This window comes from Diaphorobacter sp. HDW4B (genome assembly GCF_011305535.1).
GTDB lineage: Bacteria > Pseudomonadota > Gammaproteobacteria > Burkholderiales > Burkholderiaceae_C > Diaphorobacter_A.
Genome location: NZ_CP049905.1, coordinates 5,173,565 through 5,193,329, shown reverse-complemented (window position 1 = coordinate 5,193,329; position 19,765 = coordinate 5,173,565). Strand labels below are relative to the sequence as shown.

Annotated in this window: 16 protein-coding genes and 1 pseudogene; 12 read left to right on the top strand and 5 right to left on the bottom strand. The window is 56.3% G+C overall.

The features are described 5' to 3' along the window. The first annotated feature begins 32 nt into the window (after positions 1-32). The 9 genes and pseudogenes from G7048_RS23655 (at position 33) to G7048_RS23620 (ending at position 13,817) form a co-directional block, all read left to right on the top strand. Positions 33-1,922: a tripartite tricarboxylate transporter substrate-binding protein gene (locus G7048_RS23655; RefSeq protein ID WP_166070482.1), complete on the top strand. Its 1,890-nt coding sequence runs from the start codon at positions 33-35 to the stop codon at positions 1,920-1,922. Beyond that, on the top strand, positions 1,883-3,685 hold the full coding sequence (locus G7048_RS23650) for a caspase family protein (RefSeq protein WP_166070481.1): 1,803 nt from the start codon (positions 1,883-1,885) through the stop codon (positions 3,683-3,685). Before G7048_RS23655 ends, G7048_RS23650 begins: the two co-directional genes overlap by 40 nt. Positions 3,686-3,724: 39 nt before the next feature. After that, on the top strand, positions 3,725-5,515 hold the full coding sequence (locus tag G7048_RS23645; RefSeq protein WP_166070480.1) for a tripartite tricarboxylate transporter substrate-binding protein: 1,791 nt from the start codon (positions 3,725-3,727) through the stop codon (positions 5,513-5,515). Positions 5,516-5,539: 24 nt separating this feature from the next. After that, the gene (locus G7048_RS23640; protein ID WP_166070479.1) at positions 5,540-7,342 is read left to right on the top strand and encodes a caspase family protein; all 1,803 of its coding nucleotides are present in this window, start codon (positions 5,540-5,542) and stop codon (positions 7,340-7,342) included. A gap of 99 nt (positions 7,343-7,441) precedes the next feature. Beyond that, positions 7,442-8,122, top strand: a pseudogene (locus G7048_RS28585) (caspase domain-containing protein); the annotation flags it as partial. A gap of 345 nt (positions 8,123-8,467) precedes the next feature. Then, entirely contained in the window at positions 8,468-9,307 is an 840-nt protein-coding gene (locus G7048_RS28580) for an amino acid ABC transporter substrate-binding protein (protein WP_240933365.1), read from the top strand. Continuing rightward, positions 9,219-11,057: a caspase family protein gene (locus tag G7048_RS23630; protein ID WP_166070477.1), complete on the top strand. Its 1,839-nt coding sequence runs from the start codon at positions 9,219-9,221 to the stop codon at positions 11,055-11,057. Before G7048_RS28580 ends, G7048_RS23630 begins: the two co-directional genes overlap by 89 nt. A gap of 116 nt (positions 11,058-11,173) precedes the next feature. Beyond that, the gene (locus G7048_RS23625) at positions 11,174-12,577 is read left to right on the top strand and encodes a caspase family protein (protein ID WP_166070476.1); all 1,404 of its coding nucleotides are present in this window, start codon (positions 11,174-11,176) and stop codon (positions 12,575-12,577) included. Positions 12,578-12,797: 220 nt separating this feature from the next. Then, positions 12,798-13,817, top strand: coding sequence for an IS481 family transposase (locus G7048_RS23620; protein WP_166070475.1), 1,020 nt, complete (start codon positions 12,798-12,800; stop codon positions 13,815-13,817). Positions 13,818-14,125: 308 nt separating this feature from the next. Here the strand turns inward: G7048_RS23620 and G7048_RS23615 are convergent, their stop codons facing one another. The 4 genes from G7048_RS23615 to G7048_RS23600 all read right to left on the bottom strand — a co-directional run bounded on the left by G7048_RS23615 (position 14,126) and on the right by G7048_RS23600 (position 16,263). Beyond that, positions 14,126-14,350, bottom strand: coding sequence for a hypothetical protein (locus G7048_RS23615; protein ID WP_166070474.1), 225 nt, complete (start codon positions 14,348-14,350; stop codon positions 14,126-14,128). Positions 14,351-14,756: 406 nt separating this feature from the next. After that, positions 14,757-15,266 (bottom strand): VC1465 family Xer recombination activation factor, encoded by a 510-nt coding sequence (locus G7048_RS28795; RefSeq protein WP_371747715.1) that lies wholly within the window; start codon positions 15,264-15,266, stop codon positions 14,757-14,759. 188 nt (positions 15,267-15,454) lie between these two features. Next, positions 15,455-16,012, bottom strand: a complete 558-nt coding sequence (locus G7048_RS23605; protein WP_166070472.1) for a hypothetical protein — start codon at positions 16,010-16,012, stop codon at positions 15,455-15,457. A 50-nt stretch (positions 16,013-16,062) separates the two neighbouring features. Continuing rightward, positions 16,063-16,263, bottom strand: coding sequence for a hypothetical protein (locus tag G7048_RS23600; protein WP_166070471.1), 201 nt, complete (start codon positions 16,261-16,263; stop codon positions 16,063-16,065). A 73-nt stretch (positions 16,264-16,336) separates the two neighbouring features. Here G7048_RS23600 and G7048_RS23595 point away from each other — a divergent pair, with 73 nt between their 5' ends. From G7048_RS23595 to G7048_RS23585, 3 genes are all read left to right on the top strand, one after another. After that, positions 16,337-17,224: a LysR family transcriptional regulator gene (locus G7048_RS23595; RefSeq protein WP_166070470.1), complete on the top strand. Its 888-nt coding sequence runs from the start codon at positions 16,337-16,339 to the stop codon at positions 17,222-17,224. A gap of 26 nt (positions 17,225-17,250) precedes the next feature. Continuing rightward, a complete protein-coding gene (locus G7048_RS23590; RefSeq protein ID WP_166070469.1) occupies positions 17,251-17,712 on the top strand; it encodes a ribonuclease HI family protein in 462 nt (153 codons plus the stop codon). Positions 17,713-18,349: 637 nt separating this feature from the next. Continuing rightward, positions 18,350-18,637, top strand: coding sequence for a GNAT family N-acetyltransferase (locus tag G7048_RS23585; RefSeq protein ID WP_166070468.1), 288 nt, complete (start codon positions 18,350-18,352; stop codon positions 18,635-18,637). A 94-nt stretch (positions 18,638-18,731) separates the two neighbouring features. Here G7048_RS23585 and G7048_RS23580 read toward each other — a convergent pair whose 3' ends face one another. Continuing rightward, positions 18,732-19,571 (bottom strand): class III extradiol ring-cleavage dioxygenase, encoded by an 840-nt coding sequence (locus G7048_RS23580; protein WP_166070467.1) that lies wholly within the window; start codon positions 19,569-19,571, stop codon positions 18,732-18,734. Between the last annotated feature and the right edge of the window lie 194 nt (positions 19,572-19,765).

Here is a 19,765-nt window from a genome sequence, read left to right as displayed (position 1 = left end):
ACTCAACAGATATGGACAGAGAGGACATCCCCATGAAAACTCGAAACTTGCTGCGCTCGCAACTGAAAGCGTTGCTGACTGCGAACGGTAGAACGCTGCTGCTGGCAGGGCTTGCCGTGCTGGTGGTATTGCCTGCCCATGCGGCGCGACTCGCGCTGGTGGTCGGCAACGCATCCTATGTCGATAGTCCGCTCAAGAATCCGGTGAACGATGCCAGAGCCATGCAGAACAAGCTTCAGCGGCTGGGCTTCGAAGTGACCCAAGTGGAGAACTTCAAGCGCCGAGACATCGGCCGCACCGTCAATGGCTTTGCCACCAAGATTCGGCCCGGCGACGAAGTCGTCGTGTTCTATGCCGGTCATGGTGTGCAGGTCAAGGGGATCAACTATCTGCCCGCTGTGGATGCAGAGATCCAAAGCGAGGAAGACGTCCCGCTCAACAGTCTGAATCTGAGCAATCTGCTTGAACGTCTGGATGAAGCCAAAGCGGGAGTGAAAATCCTGCTGCTCGACGCCTGTCGCAACAACCCATATGCGCGCAGTTTCCGCAGCGGCAGTCGAGGACTGGCGCGCGTGCAGGATGCCCCCAGCGGCACGCTGATGCACTTCGCCACCCGCCCAGGCAGCGTGGCCGCCGATGGCACGGGCAGCAATGGGCTGTACACCACCGAGCTGCTGCGCAGCATCGACGAGCCGGGCGTACCGATCGAACAACTGCTCAAACGCGTGTCAGCCGCAGTCGAAAAGGCCAGCAAGGGGCAGCAAGAACCTTGGGTGGAGGGGAGTCTCAAAGGGGACTTTTATTTCAAGGCGGGCTCTGGCACGCAGGTCGCGAGCATCACGCCCGTGCCCACAGGCGTTCCTGAACAACGCGACCCAGAAATCGATGCCTGGGAGATGGCCCAGCGCGCCAATACGGCGGCCATGTACAACGCATACCTCAGCGAGTATCCCCGTGGGCGTTATGCCAGCACTGCGCGAGTGGCCCTGGCTGGCCTGACACCAAGCGCCGCGCCCGCTGCCGTACCAACGGCAGCCCCGGCGGCCACTCAAATTGCTGAGCCTGCTGACCCCGCAACAGCCGCAATGTTCAATGGAAAAACGATCACGATCATCGTACCCTTTGCTGCAGGCAGCTCCATAGATTCTGATGCTCGAGCGCTTGCTTCGGTGCTGTCCAGAGATCTAGCAGCAGCGGTGGTTGTGGACAATGTTCCGGGAGCCAGTGGCGTCTTAGGGACGAAGCGGCTTTTGTCCAGCAGCCCCGATGGACTCACACTGATGTTGCATAACACAGGGTATGTTGTGAGCCCGCATTTGATGCAAAGTACGGGCTACCAGCCAAGCTCGAGTTTTGAAATGGTTGGCATGGCGACTGAAGCTCCTTGGGTCGTGGCAGTTCGACCAGGAACGAATGCGGCGCAAGCCAAAACCTATGCAAGTGGGGGCACAGGAACGGGCTCGCATTTGTGCGGCGCGAGCGTGCTGAAGTCAATGAGTCCTCAAGCATTTCATGTTCCATACAGGGGAATTGGGCCCGGTATGGCTGATTTGATGGCGGGTCACATTGATGTTATTTGTGATTCGGCGACCTCGCTATTGCCATCCATCAGTTCCGGAAAACTGCAGGCAGTCGGTATCACAAAGACTTCCAGCCTGCCTTCGCTGAGCGGCGTGAATCTGGTGCCTGGAGGCGGCACTGATTGGACAGGCCTATTTGCACCTAAGGGAACGCCCGCAGCAGTAGTCAAACGTTTGAATCAAGCATTGATCAAAGCGGGGCAAGACGCTGGTTATGTGCAGCAATTAGGGCAACGGGGTAGATCCGTCATCAATGACTCGCGTGTGAATCCGTCGGGTCAAAGTCAGTTCATCTCCGATGAATGGAACAAATGGTCTTTCATGAAGCAATTCCAGTCTTGAGAAAGATTCCGGTCATGCACAAATTCTCAGCCGCGACTCGTTTAAGCAAGAGTGTTTGGCAGCTTGCATGCCTTAGCTTGGCGATAGGTCTGTCATCACTTGCCGATGAGGCCAATGCCGCCCGAGTGGCTCTGGTCATCGGTAACGCCGCCTATACCGACGGCCCATTGCGCAACCCGGTCAATGACGCCCGTGCCATGGACAAGAAACTGGCGGATCTGGGGTTCACCGTGCAGCGGGTGGAGAACCTCAAGCGCCAGAACATCGGCCGCACCATCTCCACCTTCGCCAACAGCGTGAAGCCGGGCGATGACGTGGTGGTGTTCTACGCAGGCCATGGCGTGCAGGTGAAAGGAGTGAATTACCTGCCCGCAGTGGATGCGGATATTCAGGGCGAAGAAGATGTGGCACTCAACAGCCTGAATCTCAACAGCCTCATGGAACGGCTGGATGAAGCCAAGGCGGGTTTGAAGATCCTGTTTCTCGATGCCTGCCGCAACAACCCCTATGCACGCAGCTTTCGCAGTGGCACACGTGGCCTTGCGCGCGTGCAGGATGCCCCCAGTGGAACGCTCATCCATTTCGCGACACGGCCCGGCAGTGTTGCCGCAGACGGAACCGGAGCCAATGGCCTGTACACCAGCCAATTGCTCAAGCACATCGACACTGCGAACACCCCGGTGGAGCTGATGCTAAAGAACGTGTCGGCCAGCGTGGAAGCAGCCAGTCAGGGCCAACAGGAGCCGTGGTCCGAGGGCAGCATCAAGGGCAACTTTTTCTTTAAAGCGGGGCCCGGCACTCAAGTGGCAAGCATCACACCTGTGCCCACAGGTCGCTCGAATACGCCCAACCCGGAAGATGAAGCCTGGGCTGCTGCGAAGGCGGCCAATACGTCAGCGGCATATCGGGCGTATTTGACAGAGTTTCCATTGGGGCGCTATGCCGGGGCGGCGCGGATTGCCATGGGCGGTGCCAGCACATCCTCCCCAGTCGCTGCACCACCAGCTCAAGCGACTACACCTAGAAAATCCGGGCCAGTTGAAATACCTGCAGAGTTGATTGTCAAATATCAGATTAGCGATAAGGTGTTGAAATTCATTCGAGAATCGGAGTATTTTAAAAATATCCCTGCGCCAATGGAAGTGCAAGTGCGATATAAATCAATTAGAAATGTCGAAGAACAATTTGCATTTAAAAAACCCAGAACAACAAATGTGTTTAATTTGACATCGAAACCTGCTGGGCATGGCTGTGTGGAAGCAACTTTGCATAAAACGGATGATTTTTCTGTTGGAAGTATCAATGAAACATATTTTGAATGTGGAGGGGTGCGAATCGGCTGGTTGTCAAAGGGGGTTCTTGTTGCTGGGGTATCAAATATAGAGATTGATGGAGGCTTGTTTCCTATCCATCAGGGAGCCAGCATGACGACGCATATTCTCGGATCGACTGGTGGTTTTTATGCCAAAAAGCTTTTTGTTTCTGGCAGTCGGGCTGCATCGGCCTTGCATGCGAATTTTACAGGCTTGGCATGGGATATTGATGTTGAAGTATCGAATTCTAGCGGGTCTAGGAATTACAAAATACATTATATTGAAGATTTGGGTCAATTTGATGAGTTACTAGGGGTCGAAGATTTGAAGAGCAAATCTCGTGTATTTCCTACTCCGCAATATCGCAATATTGAGGAGTTGCTTGGGAGTGGATATGGACACGTCGCAGAGACGAATTACGAAGATATCAGAATAACAACAGTTCCATAAATATGAAATGAAAATCTTGGTGCTGATTTTTGCGATCCGATGCTCAAACCTTTGCGAAGTCGGCGGGCACAATTTGGAGAATCACTGGCTATGAGCAAAAACCCGAGAGTCATCCGTTGGAGTGCAAAGCCGTGGCATTTTCTATGTCTGGTTATGCTGCTCTGCATCGCCCCAGCCCACGCTCGCCGGATCGCTTTGGTTGTGGGCAATGCTGCCTATGCGGAGAGCCTGCTCAAGAATCCAGTGAATGACGCACGTGCGATGCAGGCGAAGCTGCAGCGCTTGGACTTCGAAGTCACGCAAGTGGAAAACCTCAAGCGCGAAGACATCGGTCGCACCGTCAACAGCTTTGCCAGCAAGATTCGACCGGGCGATGACGTGGTGGTGTTCTATGCAGGCCATGGCGTGCAAGTCAAGGGGGGCAATTACTTGCCAGCCGTGGATGCCAAGATCCAGAGTGAAGAAGATGTGCCGCTCAACAGCCTGAATCTGAGCAACTTGCTGGATCGTCTGGATGAAGCCAAGGCGGGCGTGAAGATCCTGCTGTTGGATGCCTGTCGCAACAATCCCTATGCACGTGGCTTTCGCAGCGGAACACGGGGATTGGCGCGCATTCAGGACGCACCCAGCGGCACGCTGATGCACTTTGCAACCCGGCCAGGAAGTGTGGCGGCGGATGGCTCTGGCGACAACGGCCTGTACACCACGGAGCTATTGCGCAGCATCGAGGAGCCGGGAGTGCCCATCGAATTGATGCTCAAGCGAGTATCCGCCGCCGTGGAAAAGGCCAGCAAAGGACAGCAGGAGCCATGGGTGGAAGGCAGTCTGAAGGGCGATTTCTATTTCAAGATGGCACCCGCGGTGCAGGTCGCCAGCGTTGCGCCAGTGCCGGCCGGAGTGTCCGAGGTCGCGGCCCATGCTCCGCGAGTGGACCCAACTCCCAACGCTCCGGTGGCGATGGCTGCGGCGTCAGCTCCGAGCACCGTATTTGCCGGCAAGAAGATGACGCTCATCGTGCCATTTGTTGCCGGAGGGCCGGTGGACAGTACGGCAAAGACACTCGCACCCATGCTGAGTCGAGCGCTGGGTGCCACGGTGGTAGTGAGCAATGTTCCAGGAGAATGGGGAGCCACGGGTACCAAGAAGCTGATGAGCAGTACACCTGACGGGCTGACCTTGATGGTGAACTCGGGGTATTTCATCTCTACCTCCCAGATGAATTCGTCGGCCTCGTATCAAACACGCTCGGATGTCGACGCACTGGGGCTGTTGTCTGAGTCGCCCTTGCTCGTGGTCTCTCGTCCGGGCAGGAGTGGCACTCAAGCACAAACCTATGCGAGTGCGGGTTCTGGAACCTTGTCGCACTTGTGTGGCGAGCGCGAGTTGAGGGCCATGAATCCGCGTGTGCTGCATGTCCCATACAAAGGCGGCTCTGAGCCTGCGGTTGCAGATCTGATCGCCGGACGTGTTGACATCATGTGCGACACAAGCAATGCGCTTATGTCGCATGTGCGTTCCGGAAAGCTGCAGGTATTGGGCATCACAAAGAGTTCGCCGTTGCCTCAACTGAATGGAATGCCTGTGATCAATGCTTCGGTGTCCGGCGAAACCACGGCATGGGTTGGACTGTTTGCACCCAAAGGAATGTCTGCGGACACGTTGGATCGCCTGAGCCAAGCCCTGAAGAAGGTCAGTGAAGACGGAGCTTACGTGCGTCAGATGGCGCAACAAGGTCGCATGGTCGTCAAGGATGAACGCCAGACACCAGCCGGATTCCGTCGATTCATTGACAGTGAATGGAACAAATGGGCGGCTGCGAAGCTGAACTGACTCAAGAAAAGAAATAGGCCAACCATGAATGCGATCCCCATTTTCAGCCGTGTGAACTTGAGGCCATGGCATTGCCTGTGTCTCGTCTTGCTGATATGCATTGCCCCAGCTCACGCTCGTCGGGTTGCTTTGGTTGTCGGAAATGCGGCCTATGCAGACAAACCACTGCGCAACCCTGTCAACGATGCCGAGCTGATGCAGCGCACGCTGCGGGATTTGAAATTCGATGTGACGTTGGTGCGCAATGCCGACCGCAGAGGCATGTTGGCAGCACTGCGCGAATTCGAGGCCAAGGCGGCCAATGCGGATGTGGCGCTGTTCTATTTTGCAGGCCACGGCACGCAGGTGGCAGGCAGCAATTTCCTGATTCCACTGAGCGCCCAAATCCGTGCGGAAAGCGATGTGCTGGACGAAGCAGTAGACGCCAACAGCGTGCTGCGCCGAATCGAAGACGCCAAGGCCAGGGTAGGGCTGGTCATTCTGGATGCGTGCCGTGACAGCCCATACGCCGGGGCCTCGCGTAGCAGCAGCCGTGGTCTGGGCCGTATGAGCGTGCCCACAGGCTCCATCGTGGCCTATGCCACCAACCCCGGCAGCGTGGCCGACGACGGCATGGGCAAGAACGGGGTCTACACAGAACAATTGGCCAAACAGTTGTCCATTCCAGGTTTGGATGTGCGCGAGGTGTTTGACCGCACTGCCACAGAGGTGGAGCGGCTCACGGGCGGGAAACAGAAGCCTCGTGAGGACGTGGGTCTGCGCGGAAGGTTTGTGCTCAAAGAGGGAGCGCAGAAAGAAGAGCCGAGCACTCAACTGGCCAGCATTGCACCTGTGCCAACAAACCGACCGAGCACAAGCAATCCGGAAGACGAAGCCTGGGCTGCTGCCAAGACTGCCAATACACCTGCGGCGTATCGCGCCTATTTGACGGATTTTCCGTCGGGGCGCTATGCGAGTGCGGCGCGCATTGGAATGGGAGAGGGAACTCCAGCAGTGACTGCACCAGTGGTGGCAGCCCCTGTACAACAAACGTTGGTCCCGCTGGCCAAGAGATCGGGGCCTGTCGAAATACCCGCCGACCTCATTGCCAAATACCAGCTCAGCGACAAAATAGTTCGAACCATTCGTGAATCCGAAAATTTTCGAAACATACCAGCAACTGTTGGAATCAATGTCCAGTTTCAATCGATAAAGGATACGGAATATATTGGTGCAAAAAGCAGAACAATTCCTAAACCAGCAGCACACGTGCAAAGAGAAAATTGGAATATTCGAGCTTCCGGATTGGGGTGTATAGATGCGAGTAAGGAAACTAAATTTGATGGAGTGCAAGCATCAATATCCAGTGCTCACTGCGGTGGTTTGTATCTCGGTGGATATATTGGCGGAAAATTCGATACTCGGATTGAAGACTTGGAGTTGAATGGTAGTATTTTTCCAATGCGAGAAGGCGCTCGATTCACATGGCGCAGCCGAATAGCCTATTTGAGCGATCGAAATTATGATAGCCAGAATGAGCGTGAATGCACAGTGACGGGCGCGCGTGCAGCGTCCGAGCTTTATCACGCTTTGACTGGAAAGGCCTGGACGATTCGTTGCAAAGGGGGTTATACGATGGTAGGAAAAACACACTCTTTTGATAACCAAATTGATCATTACATAGAGGATTACGGCCAATTTTTGAGTGCGCTAGGTGTTTACGATTCTCGGTCAGCGGTCTTCATATTTCCAGATACGCAATTTCGCAATATTATTATTGCTGAAGGGGATTATGGATCCCGAATGACTACGAGGTACGAGGATTTCAAGATTTCCATTAATCCATGAAATCAATTTTCGGTGAAATTTATGCCTTGGAATTTTCTGAAATTAAACAATGCGGCATGTGAAAAGCGGCGATCACGCTGAGCGGGGAGATGGAAACTTATGCGCCGAATCGCCTTAACCAGTTGTTCAGCGGTAAGGCCATGGCATCTTCTGTGCCTGGCCTTGCTGATCTGCATCGCCCCAGCCCACGCTCGCCGCGTGGCGCTGCTCGTTGGAAACGCCAACTACAGTGTGGGCCGCTTGACCAATCCTCCCAATGATATTGCAGCGATGGAGACAGCACTGAACAAGCTGGGGTTCACAGTACAGAAAGTGCTCAACGCCAACCAAAACCAGATGAAGCGTGCGGTGCGGGACTTTGGTACGGCTGCTCAAGGGGCCGATGTCGCGTTCATGTACTACAGCGGACATGGCACGCAGGCCGGTGGTGAAAACTACCTCGTGCCCGTTGGCGCGACGATCGACAAGGAAAGTGATTACGAGGTGGAAGCGGTTTCCGCCAATTCGGTGCTGAGGCAAATCCAGGGGGCGCGTCCCAAGGCTGCGATCCTGGTGTTGGATGCGTGCCGGGACAATCCGCTGGCCTCGACCACGCGCAGTGGAACGAAAGGCCTGGGGCGCATGGATGCACCCACGGGCACGATGGTGGCGTTTGCAACCGCACCCAACACCACGGCCAGTGACAACGGGGACTATGCCAAGGTATTGGCTCGGGAGCTGCAGAAGCCAGGTCTGGAATTGATGGATGTGTTCCGCAACACCACAGCTGAGGTTCGGCAACTGAGCAATGGCAAGCAGGAGCCGCGCATCAGCGAGATGAGCATCACTGACCGGCTGTATCTGGCCGGGCAGGCAACTCAGGTAGCCAGTGTGGCACCTGTCCCCACGGGAAATGTGGAACGCGTTGATCCAGAGGCCATTGCGTGGGACATCACTCGGCGCTCCAACACGCTGGAGGCATACACCGCCTTTCTCAATGAATATCCCAATGGCCGTTATGCGAGCGTGGCACGGATTTCAGTCTCTAGCCTGACGCCGCGCACCAATCCAGTGGTAACGGATAGACCTGTGGTGGCTACGCCGACCGCACCAACCGCACCAAGCACAGCGCCCGTGGCACCCGTCATGCAATTGAGTGGCACCCTTGCCAAGGTCAAGGAGTCAGGAGCCATAACCCTTGGTGTGCGTGAAGCCGCAGGCTTGAGCTACACGTTGGGCAATGGGAAATATACGGGGTTCCACACGGAGATGGGTGAAATCGTTCTGCGTGATATCCAGAAGTCGCTCGGGATGCCGAAGTTGGATATCAAGTATCAGCCGGTGACGTCGCAGAATCGCATTCCCCTGGTTATGAATGGCACGATCGACATCGAGTGCGGATCAACGACCAACAACAGGACGAGGCAGAGGGACGTGGCGTTTGCCGTGACTACATTCGTTGAAGAGCAGAGTATTGCAGTCAAGCTCAGTTCGGGCATCACGTCCATCAAGGAGCTCAATGGACGGACAGTTGCGGGCACATTGGGGACCATGTCCTTGGCGCAGTTGAGGAGGCATCCGCGTGCAGTCGGCGTCGACTTCAAGGAGCTGTCGGGCAAGGACCACAGTGATTCATTCGGACTTCTCGAAATGGGGCGTGCTGATGCCTTTGTGATGGACAGCAGTATCTTGGCACGGTTCATCTCGCGATCCGCCAATCCCGCTGGCTACAAGATTCTGGCCGACACGTTCGCCCATGAACCCATTGCCTGCATGCTGCGCAAGGATGATGCGGCCTTCAAGAAGATGGTGGACGACTCCATCAAACGCCAAATTGCGGATGGCAGTCTTTGGCTGTTGTACGACAAGTGGTTCATGAAACCGATTCCCCCATCCAATGAAAGAGTGGGATTGCCTCTGTCGGCGTCCACGCAGTCTGCGTGGAGCTCACCCAACGACAAGCCCATGGAGGACTATACAAATTAGTCCTCACCTCGCCGCACCACGAAATTGCAATGCCATGACCAACTGCTTCATTCAACTGCTCAGAGCGCTCAGACACTCAGGTTTGGCGCTGACGTTCTCCATGTTGGCAGCTCTGACGCATGCAGCTCCCAACAAAGTGGCACTGCTCGTGGGCGTCGGGCAATACCCAGATCCCGAGAATCGTCTGCAAGGGCCTGCCAATGATGTCGAGGCATTGCGTCAGGTGTTGGTGCAGCGTTGGGGCTACGCACCGGCGAATGTTCAGGTTCTCGTGGACCAAGCCGCAACGCGCAAGGAAATTCTTCAGGCGCTGCAGGGCCTGATGCAGCGTACCCAGGCAGACGATGAAGTTTTGGTCTACTTCTCAGGCCACGGCACAAGTGCTTTGGATCCTGCGCTGGGATTGCCGCTTCCGCACGGTAGTGGTGCGTTCATTCCGATTGATGCGCAATTGGGAAGCCCCAACGTGCTCAATCAATTGATTGTCGGACGGACTGATCTGCGCCCGGTGTTCGATCAGTTGGACAAGGGCGGACGCAAGGTGTGGTTCGTGTCGGACTCGTGTTATTCCGGTCAACAGGTGCGCTCGTTCACCAGCGAGGGGCTGCCCTCACGCATGGTGCCGCTTCGGCAGGCTGCAGCCCAGAGCCTGATGACCGATGTGCGTCAGCGGTTTCAGCAGAATTTGCAGCAGAACCAGGATTGGCCGTATCGCAATGTGGTGTTTCTGGCGGCAGGCGCAGAAGGAGAAGCGGCCAAGGATATCCCTGCAGGCTATGTGAGCAAGTTTCCCACCGTGGATGGCAAGGCCCACGGTGCCATGACGGATGCGTTGTTGCGTGTGCTCAATGGCCAATTGCCAGTGGACGCCAATGGAGATGGGGTCGCAAGTTTGCACGAGGTGCATCAGGCGGTAGCGACGTTCATGGCGCAACGTGCCTATGGGCATACCCCTCAGCGTTTGCCAAGCGTGCGTGATGATGCCCACGCGACCGGACAGCGCGCGCTCTTGAGTGGCGCGGCGGTGGTGGGCGTGCCGTCGGTCGTGGTGCGCCGGCCTTTTGGTGTGGCCGTTCATGCCGGGATCACGGAAGATGTGGTCAGACGCATTCTGGCCATCCCCGATGTGAGCGTGACGGATGCAGCATCTCCTGCAATGTTGCGTCTGGCGTTGAGCCGGGATCAGCGCTCGTTTCAGTTGGCGACTCAGGGTGGCGACCTCGTTTCCAGTGCATCCAGAGACGATGTCGGAAGGCTGCTTGGTACGGTTCAGCAGATGGCTTGGGTAGAGCGCATGGATGCTATGGCCATTCAATCGCGCAGAGCGGTGTTGCCCGCTGAAATAGCACCCGCAGCGCTGGGTGGGAATTTCCGGATTGGGGACATGCTGCACTTTGTGGTCCGTCCCGATCGCGATGCATTCGTGCTGCTGTTGAACGTGGATTCGGTGGGCAAGGTGAGCGTGCTGTACCCGTATTTCCCACAGGAGCTGGCAGCAATACCTGCGGGCACTGCGCGGGCGATTCCGGGAGATCGACCGAATGAACGCATTCAGGTGCAGGAGCCGCTCGGAATGGATGTGCAATTGTTGTTCGCCTTCGACCAGATGCCGGCTGAGATGGCTCGCTGGGTCAAGCGCACGGATATCGCTCCTGGAGATCCGAGTCTGCTGGAGCTTGAACGTATGGTGCAGTCCAACAAGGGACTATTGAGCTATGCGCGCACGGAGCTGCGTGTGGAGGCCAAATAGTCTCGGACGAACTGACGTTTTTCGACGCTTTGCGTCTGTTGAGTGCAGAGTGTTTTTTCGGTTGTTGGTGTTTGCAATCCACTGTCTTTGTCAATGTTCACTTTTGAGGGATGAATATGTTCCGTTCCACTTTTTCAACGATGCGCGTGGGCTCGCTTCGCGCTGCTGCTTGCGCTGCTGCCGTTTTGTGCACACTTGTCGGTGGAGCAAGGGCTGAGAATCATGCGCTCATCATGTGGGTCGGTGAATATGCCGATGCGAGGCAGAACCTTCCTGGCATCGACAAGGATGCCGCGCTGGCACGTGGAATTGCGCGAAGCATGGGGGTGGCTGACAACAACATCGTAGAAGTCAAGAACCGTGATCTGACGCTGGAAGGGATGAAGCTTGCGGTAGGCCAATTGGTGGGACGCGTCCAAAGTGGAGACCGGGTGTTCATTTATTACTCCGGGCACGGAGGGCAGGTGGATGCGGCAGGGGGAAAGTGCAGCGAGGGGATGGTGGCTCATGACGGAAGTCTCTATTTCGATCAGCAACTGCAGGACGATCTGGATCGACTGGCAGGCAAAGCCGCGCAAGTGATCTTCATGAATGACTCGTGTTTTTCAGGCGGTGCAGCAACCAAGGATGCGGGTTCATCTTCAGGCGAAGTCGCCAAGAGTTACACGGGAACGATCAAGTCTGCAGGTGGAGCGGATGGCTACGCATGTGGAGATGCCGTCAACAAGATGACACGCAGTTTTGCAGAACGAGCCAGCAGACAGGAGCTTCAAGTTCTCTATATCGCGGCATCGTCTGATCGAGAATTGTCCTATGCCAGCTCAAAGGGCAGTACAGCGACTGTGGCCTGGGCGCAGTGTCTTGAGAATGCCCAGACCGATACGAACAGAGACGGATTTTTGAGTGGTGAAGAACTGAGGCAATGTGCGCAGACGCGCATCAACGGGGTTTCCAGAAAGCAGCAGACGGTCACTCTCATCGGTAACATCCAACTACCGGTGGGATTCAACACAGCATCTGTGACCACAACACCAGTTCAGCCAGAACGCACATTGGCGGCCCTTCGCGCAGCGTCGGACCCGACCATGAACATGGTACTCAATCTATCGCAGACACAACTGAGTATTTCCAGGCGAGATCGTCTCGACTTCTCTATTTCGACCCCACAGGCGGGCTATCTGTATCTCCTGCACATTGGGTCGGATGGCAAAACCTTCGATGTGCTTTTCCCGAATGACATGGACACCAACAACTACGTGAGTGCAGGAGTCCATCGTTTTCCTCGGCCCAAGTGGGCAGTGGAAGCTACGGGGCCAGAAGGCGTCGGATATGTGATGGCCTACATGTCCCCTACGCCCAAGAATTTTCGCGACGGCATGGACAAGATCGGCCCGTTTGCCTCGGTTTCGGCCACAAGGTCTGCCGCGTCGAAACTGGCTGCTGTGGCAGTCGGGAGCGGGCAAAGCGGTGGAGGCCGTTTTGGCACCAGCGATGTGATTCCAGTTCGCGAGACACGGTAAATATTTGTGGATGGCAGGGCGAAACTTCACCCTAAACAGGATTCAAGAATTTGTTCCTATAGGACAGGCGAGAAAGTTGAATCGCCCCGGGTTTGAAGTAAGTGACTTGATGTCAGGTCCCGGATGATTGGATCGTAAAAACCAAGCGTCCGCTACTGTTCAGCCGAGAGGTACTCAAAGCGGTTGTGGCAACATGGCGCATCGAGACAGGAGAGACGCCATGCTGATCTCATTGCACAAGAACGCAACCACCACGCCAGCGATTCGCCTGGCGCTGCAGCAATCGAGTGCGTCCGACCACGAGCTTGCGCAGCAATATGGCATTGGACTTGGTACGGTGCGCAAGTGGCGCCATCGCACAAGCGTGCAGGATGAAAGCCATACCGCTCATCACCTGCAGACAACGCTCAACGCAGCGCAGGAAGAGCTGGTGATCTATCTGCGATCTCAACTGCTGCTGCCTCTGGATGATTTGCTGGCAGTCGTTCACGAATTCATTGAACCTGCGATGAGCCGCTCGGCGCTGGATCGATTGCTGCGTCGCCGAGGACATTCGCGCTTACCCACGGCCGTTCGAGCCGAGCACGAAAGCAAACCGTTCAAAGCCTATGAGCCGGGCTATGTGCACATTGATGTGAAGTACCTGCCCCAGATGCAGGATGAGAACAAGCGCCGATATGTCTTTGTTGCCATTGACCGAGCTACGCGTTGGGTGTTCATCCAGATCAAGCAATACAAGACGGCAGCGGCTGCGCACGCGTTTTTGGCGACCCTGAAGAAAGCTGCTTGCTTCAAGATTCGCACGATCCTCACAGATAACGGCAAAGAGTTCTCGGATCGTCTGTTTGGCAAGCACGAGAAGCAACCAAGCGGTGATCACGAGTTTGATTTACTGTGCAAGGAACTCGGTATAGAGCACCGACTCACACGGCCCAGAACGCCACGTACCAACGGAATGGTGGAGCGCTTCAACGGAAGGCTCAGCCAAGTGCTGCGCACGCATCACTTCAACAGTGCAGAGGATCTAGAGAAGACGCTTCATCGCTTTGTGTGGCTGTACAACCAGCAGATTCCACAGAAAGCTCTGCGGCATGAAACGCCCGTTCAGGCCCTCAAGCGATGGCAGGCGTCACATCCAAAATTGTTTGAAAAGAACGTGCGCAATCATCCGGGACCTGACAACTTGATCCACAGAAGAAACAGCGAGTTGATGGAACTCGTTTTATTTGGCCGAGCGTAGTAGATACGATGTATAGGTCATTATCTTCTTGGCTCCAGATAATAATCTTCCTTTGTAAATAAAAAAAGGGGTTCGATTAACTTAGGTGCCGTCACCATAATCGGAACCCTGTTTATCAGGGCGCGAATACGATTCGTCGTTTGCTGCCACCGTGCCACGCGAATATCCCCGCGCAGGTTTTAGCGCCGCCGTCACCATGGGGGGCACGCCCCCCATACCCCCTTGGCGGTAGCGTGAGCGTTGAGAGGAGGGCGCTGAGGTGCCGTTCTGGCCGAGCCAATGGCGGCACAGGTCGTCGGTGAAGCGGCTCATTTCTTCACCCCGTCTACGGCCATTTGGACACCCCTTAGAAGCCCTACTACTACCTGGCCACTTGAGGTAGTGGTGTCAAAGCTTCCATCGCGAACAACGATGTGATGGCCCTGAGCTTCGGCTGCAAGAACGTTTGCAATGAACTCTTCCAGAGATTTGCCTAGATCGCCGATGCGATCGACAACCTTGACGGATGCGGCGCTAGAATTTTGCATAGCCATGATTGAGTGCCTCTTTCACTTGGTTGTGGTTAGAGCTGTTTAGGGGTTGCCGCCCCTGCTCAGCTCGACTAGTTTTCCCAGCCTCAAGGGCGGGTTTTGGCATGCCCCAGAGAGCCGCTAAAACGACCACATAGGCCGCTAGCAGGGCGAGGGCGTGGGTGCTCATGGAGCACCCTTCCGAGGACGTCCACGCCCCCGTTTTGCAGGCACAGCAGTAGCCACGGCCTTAGCCGCCTCACCACCAGCCCGCATCGCAAGCTTTTCCAGCAGTGTTAGTGGCCTAGCCTCTACAGGCCTAGCGCCATCGCGATCCTTGACCCATCGTTCTCCACGAACCGTGAAGAAGACGGGTTGCACCTGCGTCGGATCGACCACGCAGATGTGCACCGGATAGACCTTTTCCTTGCTACGACTCATGAGCAATCCTTTGACGAAACGGCACCTCATTTGCTGCACTTTTGGTAGCAACGGAGCCCACATCCCATACGGTTTCTGAATTTCCTGTTCTAAAGTGTTTATGGGATAAATCTAGGGCCGGCGCTTCGCGCCGTCCCACGTCCAAGGCCGTGGGACACCGCGCTACGCTCCCGGCCAGCGCCCCTTCGGCGCGCTCGCGCTGCACCGGCGGTGCGCTGGCCGTGCGCGCAGCGCTGGCCTCCCGGTCATTCTTCGTCGCTCGGCGGATCAGCAACGACCACCAGGCACTATCCGTTCCGACGAAAACTCGGCCTTCAGGCGAGATCAGCTTGCCGCCATAGAAGCTCCATCCAGCCCACGAATCGCCGGGTAGCTCCATGCGATTCGTGAGCCTTAGGAGCCTGTACGCCGCGTATGGGATGTCGTGCTTGCCAGACTCCCAATTACGTAAAGTGCGCTCGGTGACGTGAAGAAACTTCGCGCAGGCGGGTAAATCCATGCCGAGGTTGCGGTACATGGACTTGAAGGTTTGGGCAAGCTGGAGGCGGGTATCCGGGTCATGACGACGAATCCCGAGTCTCTGCTTAACTAGATACGATATATATTATGTTAAATCGAATATTCATTCATCCAATGCCCCAAGCCTCACATCGCTTCTGCACTCTTCGGCCACATCCTCATCCTCCATCAGCATTTCAACCTGAATTGCTTGTCTCGCGCCAACCGGCGTTCTTCACGAATCCAGTCCATTGTGTAGCCGCCGCCACCAGCTCGTCCAAGGCTGTCGAGCCAGTTCACGCGTTCGTCGAGTGATTGGCATTGCATCTTGTTGTTGTAGCCGCTGTTGTTGTTATTGTTGGCTGCTCGACTGGGCTGCGGGCTATATTGCATTGGCGCTGCAGGTGCGTATGTGAGCCGCGCTTGTCTGTCCCGTTCGCCCTTGGCCGTGACGTACTTGACCTGGTCGTCAAACTCGAGATTGCGAGGCACCCATTCGGAACGGACCTGCGCCCATTTCGCATCGACGCATCGCATCGATGTCCAGATCAAATCTTGATGAGACGATCGGCACAGGTGGATCAGGATTTTGTCCGGGTCCCTGAGCGGGTCCGAGACGTCGATCTCTCGTCCGCCTTTGCATGGCGTCGCGCTGTATTCGTTGCCGCATCGGTACACCTGCGCGCCGGCTTGCAGTGACAAGAGAATCAGTGCTCCAGCAGAAATCAACGAACGAACGGCACGCATGTCACTCCTCGGCATTTGTGACATATTGTGTCTGAAATTTCTGTTTCGTCTTATCCACCGCCTGGCGGCATGCGAAAGTTCTCGGCGATGCGCTTTTCCGCGCGCTCCAACAGGTTGGAGATTCTTTCCTTGCACGATTGAAATCGCCCAACAAATCCACGCCGTGGCGCGTCCAACTGACTAGAAGCATTGGTCGCCTTCCCCATGGCAGCATCGTTCTCGTGTTCGGGAGGTTTGCTGGTGTTTTTCATATGCCGCCAATCCTCGCTTTGCGACTACCATCTGTAAAGTTGAATTGACTGACCAATAACTTCAGAAAATCTGATGCGAAATTTGAACCTCGACCATTTGCAGACCTTGATCACGATCGCGGATCTGGGGACGTTTGCGGCGGCGGCTCAGACCTTGCATCTGGCGCCGCCTACTGTGAGCCTGCACATCAAGGAACTGGAGGCGCGGATGGATGCGGCATTGTTGGTGCGTGGGCGTCGACAGGCCGAGCTCACGCCTGCGGGTGAAGCGCTGGTGACCGAGGGGCGCAAGCTACTGCTCGCGAGCGATGATCTGGTGGAGCTGGTTCAGCGGCGGGCTTCTGGGCGCGAAGGGGTTGTGCGGGTTGGTATGTCCGCAGGCGTGAGCACCCGACTGTTGCCTTTGATGCTGGAGACTTTGATTGCGCGAAGTCCCGGCGTGGAGGTGCGTTTGGAAGCGGTGGGTTCCAGCGAATCGATCAAGCGCCTGAAGGCAGGGACTTTGGACATCGGCATCGTGGCCAGTCCACAGCCTGCCACGGCGGAAATCATGATGACTCCATGGCGCAACGATCCCATGGTGGCGCTGGTGCCCTCTTCCTGGGATCCGCCTGAGTTGGTGACTGCGGAATGGCTGGCGGGTCGGCGCTGGGCTTCGTTCGCACCGGCCACGCAGATGCATGGCTTGATTTCCGCTTGGTTCCGACAGGCCGCTCAGAAGCCGCGTCCGTTTTTGACGATGAGCTATCCGGGCGCCTTGGTCAGCTTGGCCGTTGCCAGTCAAAGCGCTGCGCTTTTGCCTTTGGAAATCATCGACGAACAACGGCTTTCCTCTGATCTGGCGATACGGCATTTGAGTCCGCAACTCATGCGTCCCATGGCGCTGGCCTGTCGGGTCGCGCAGTATCCGAATCCTGCGGTCGAAACGGTGCTGGCGGTGATTTCCGAATTTGGAAACTGAGCGCCGCGCCGGTTAAGCTCAAGCCCATGCATTCGCCAATCTGGACTGTTTTCATCGACGGAAGCGCCCTGCCCAACCCCGGCAAGCTGAGCATTGGCGGCATCGCTTATGCACCGGACGGCCACGTGGATTGCTTCAGCCACCAGTTCTCGCACACCGGCTGCAACAACGAGGCCGAGGCGCGTGCGGCCATTCATGCGCTGCAATGGCTGGCTGAAAAGCAGGCACGCCATGTATTGATTCATACAGACAACAGCATTCTGGCCGAGCAACTGAGTCTTGCCGAACCCAAGCGCATCGAGCGCCTTTTTGCGGTTTACGAGAAGGCCAGAACTTTGGCGCGGCAGTTTGAAAGCGTCCAAGTGAAATGGATTCCACGCCACAAGAACGCGATTGCAGATGCGCTTGCACGTGGAGACTGGGTGACTGCGGCAAGCCTTGAACCGTTGATCGGACACAGCGCTTCATCCGTTTTTTCCGTGGAGTAACGGACTTTTTGACTTCGGCTTGAGCCTCAGGCACAGCATTCATCACGCCGGAATCCGTGCCACGGCTTGATTTCAGGCGTTTTGCGAGCGACCTCAAGCTGCAGATGGACACCCTCGATCCTGGCTGCTCGGCACGATCCCAAACGGCAAATGCGGCGGCGCAAATGCCCCGCTGCAAGACTCCACAAACCCCTCTCGAACAATTCATTGCCAACTTCCCGAATCAAGCCGCTAATTACCAACGATAAATGAAGATTATCGCAATTTTCTCATATATACAATAATAAACAATACATGCTATGTAATATTTAGAATATTACAGCAAAATTTCACCAAGGACATGCTTGATTTCGAGCGGTTTCCGCTGTCGAAGCCTGTGAAACCGTCCGAAATCGCGTGACGAGCTGCCGAGGGGTTCTTGTCGAGGTTGAATCGACCAATAGGCTGGCCAGTTGTGGAAATACGCTGCGCTATCGAGCGCCCCGAAGCCGTGCCCCGCCCGATTTGCCATTGGCGGGAGCGTCACGTGCAAAGTGGAATTGGGAGGCATGCTCCATGCCGGTGGATGAGCAATACGGTCGATTGGCGGGGTGACTGAGTTCGACTGACGTCGCGCGCTTCTGCTAACGTGTGGTCCATGCAATACCCCATCCAGCACGAAGAGGCCGACGCCAAAGGCGCGTTTTTCATGGACAAGAACGGCGAGCACATCGCCGAGATGACCTACAGCCGCACGAATGCGACGATGATCATCGTGGACCACACGCATGTGGACGATTCACTGCGTGGTCAGGGTGCGGGTCGCCAGTTGCTGGATGCTCTGGTTGCCTGGGCACGCAAAACGGGCACCAAGGTATTGCCCTTGTGCCCGTTTGCGAAGGCGCAGTTCGACAAAGATGCGTCGATTCGCGACGTGCTGGTTTGAATGAACATTGAGTCTTGAAGAATGCAAGGACGCCAAGCTGCTGTGCTGCGCATTCCTTGCACTCCGATGTCTGGCCAGAGGGAGGGGCTAGTCCTCAGGCCGCATCCAGCCGGTAGCTGGACACCGCCAGTGCGCCTCTGAATGCATCTTCGTGATAGACACGAAGCGCCTTGTCGCCTTCGGCCGCCCCCACGGCCACCATCAATGGCAACAGATGCTCTTCACGCGGATGAGCGAGACGAGCGGCGGGCGCGTTCTCCCAATGCAGCAGATGTTGAGTGCGCTCTGCCGGGCTGGCATGCAGCATGGTGTGCGCCAGCCAGTCATCGAATGCTTTGGCTGGCTCATGTCCTTGCGGGCCCATTGCGCGCAGGTTGTGGTAGCTGAAGCCGCTGCCGATGATCAGCACATCTTCATCGCGCAAAGCTGCCAGTGCGCGCCCCATGGCGAGATGGTCCGCAGGATCGAGGCCACGGCGCAGCGACAGTTGCACCACCGGGACATCGGCATTCGGATAGATGGGCCGCATGGCGGAGAACATGCCGTGGTCGTAGCCGCGCTCCATATCGACCTGCACGGGAATGCCCGCTTGCGACAGAAGCTCCGTCACGCGCAAGGCCAGCGCAGGTGAGCCGGGCGACGGGTAGCGAATGTGATAGGTGTAGTCGGGAAAGCCGCCGTAGTCATACAGCATGCCGGGACGGGCCGCGCCTTGCACGGTGAATTCGGGCTCTTCCCAGTGGGCGGAGATCATCAGAATCGCCTTGGGTTTGCGCAGCAGTTGGTGCGGCATGTCGCCCAGAGATTCGGCCAGATTGGCGTACGCCTCGGCGCGGTCTGGCATCCAGGGCCAGGGGCCGCCGCCGTGCGATACAAAGTACACGGGCATGCGGTCGGGATGGGTGACGGCGGGAGCGGAAACAGTGGTGGACATGAAAAACTCCTTGCCCCCGATATCGGGGCGCAATCGGCGGAAAGCAAGTGTCTGGGTTGCATCAAGCGGATTTTTGGGTTGAAGAACACCGCTGAATCGCCTCGATGCGCGCCCTGCCCCGGTAAGCTCTGTTGCATGAAAAAACAAGTGGCATGGAGCACGTGCAAAGGCTTCCACCCCGCAAAAGAGAGACA

Bases quoted from the DNA above. Each gene is read 5' to 3' on its own strand.
- G7048_RS23655 (WP_166070482.1), top strand. From the start codon at position 33: ATGAAAACTCGAAACTTGCTGCGCTCGCAACTGAAAGCGTTGCTGACT.
- G7048_RS23650 (WP_166070481.1), top strand. From the start codon at position 1,883: ATGGAACAAATGGTCTTTCATGAAGCAATTCCAGTCTTGAGAAAGATT.
- G7048_RS23645 (WP_166070480.1), top strand. From the start codon at position 3,725: ATGCTCAAACCTTTGCGAAGTCGGCGGGCACAATTTGGAGAATCACTG.
- G7048_RS23640 (WP_166070479.1), top strand. From the start codon at position 5,540: ATGAATGCGATCCCCATTTTCAGCCGTGTGAACTTGAGGCCATGGCAT.
- G7048_RS28580 (WP_240933365.1), top strand. From the start codon at position 8,468: ATGCAATTGAGTGGCACCCTTGCCAAGGTCAAGGAGTCAGGAGCCATA.
- G7048_RS23630 (WP_166070477.1), top strand. From the start codon at position 9,219: ATGAAAGAGTGGGATTGCCTCTGTCGGCGTCCACGCAGTCTGCGTGGA.
- G7048_RS23625 (WP_166070476.1), top strand. From the start codon at position 11,174: ATGTTCCGTTCCACTTTTTCAACGATGCGCGTGGGCTCGCTTCGCGCT.
- G7048_RS23620 (WP_166070475.1), top strand. From the start codon at position 12,798: ATGCTGATCTCATTGCACAAGAACGCAACCACCACGCCAGCGATTCGC.
- G7048_RS23615 (WP_166070474.1), bottom strand. From the start codon at position 14,350: ATGGCTATGCAAAATTCTAGCGCCGCATCCGTCAAGGTTGTCGATCGC.
- G7048_RS28795 (WP_371747715.1), bottom strand. From the start codon at position 15,266: ATGGATTTACCCGCCTGCGCGAAGTTTCTTCACGTCACCGAGCGCACT.
- G7048_RS23605 (WP_166070472.1), bottom strand. From the start codon at position 16,012: ATGCGTGCCGTTCGTTCGTTGATTTCTGCTGGAGCACTGATTCTCTTG.
- G7048_RS23600 (WP_166070471.1), bottom strand. From the start codon at position 16,263: ATGAAAAACACCAGCAAACCTCCCGAACACGAGAACGATGCTGCCATG.
- G7048_RS23595 (WP_166070470.1), top strand. From the start codon at position 16,337: ATGCGAAATTTGAACCTCGACCATTTGCAGACCTTGATCACGATCGCG.
- G7048_RS23590 (WP_166070469.1), top strand. From the start codon at position 17,251: ATGCATTCGCCAATCTGGACTGTTTTCATCGACGGAAGCGCCCTGCCC.
- G7048_RS23585 (WP_166070468.1), top strand. From the start codon at position 18,350: ATGCAATACCCCATCCAGCACGAAGAGGCCGACGCCAAAGGCGCGTTT.
- G7048_RS23580 (WP_166070467.1), bottom strand. From the start codon at position 19,571: ATGTCCACCACTGTTTCCGCTCCCGCCGTCACCCATCCCGACCGCATG.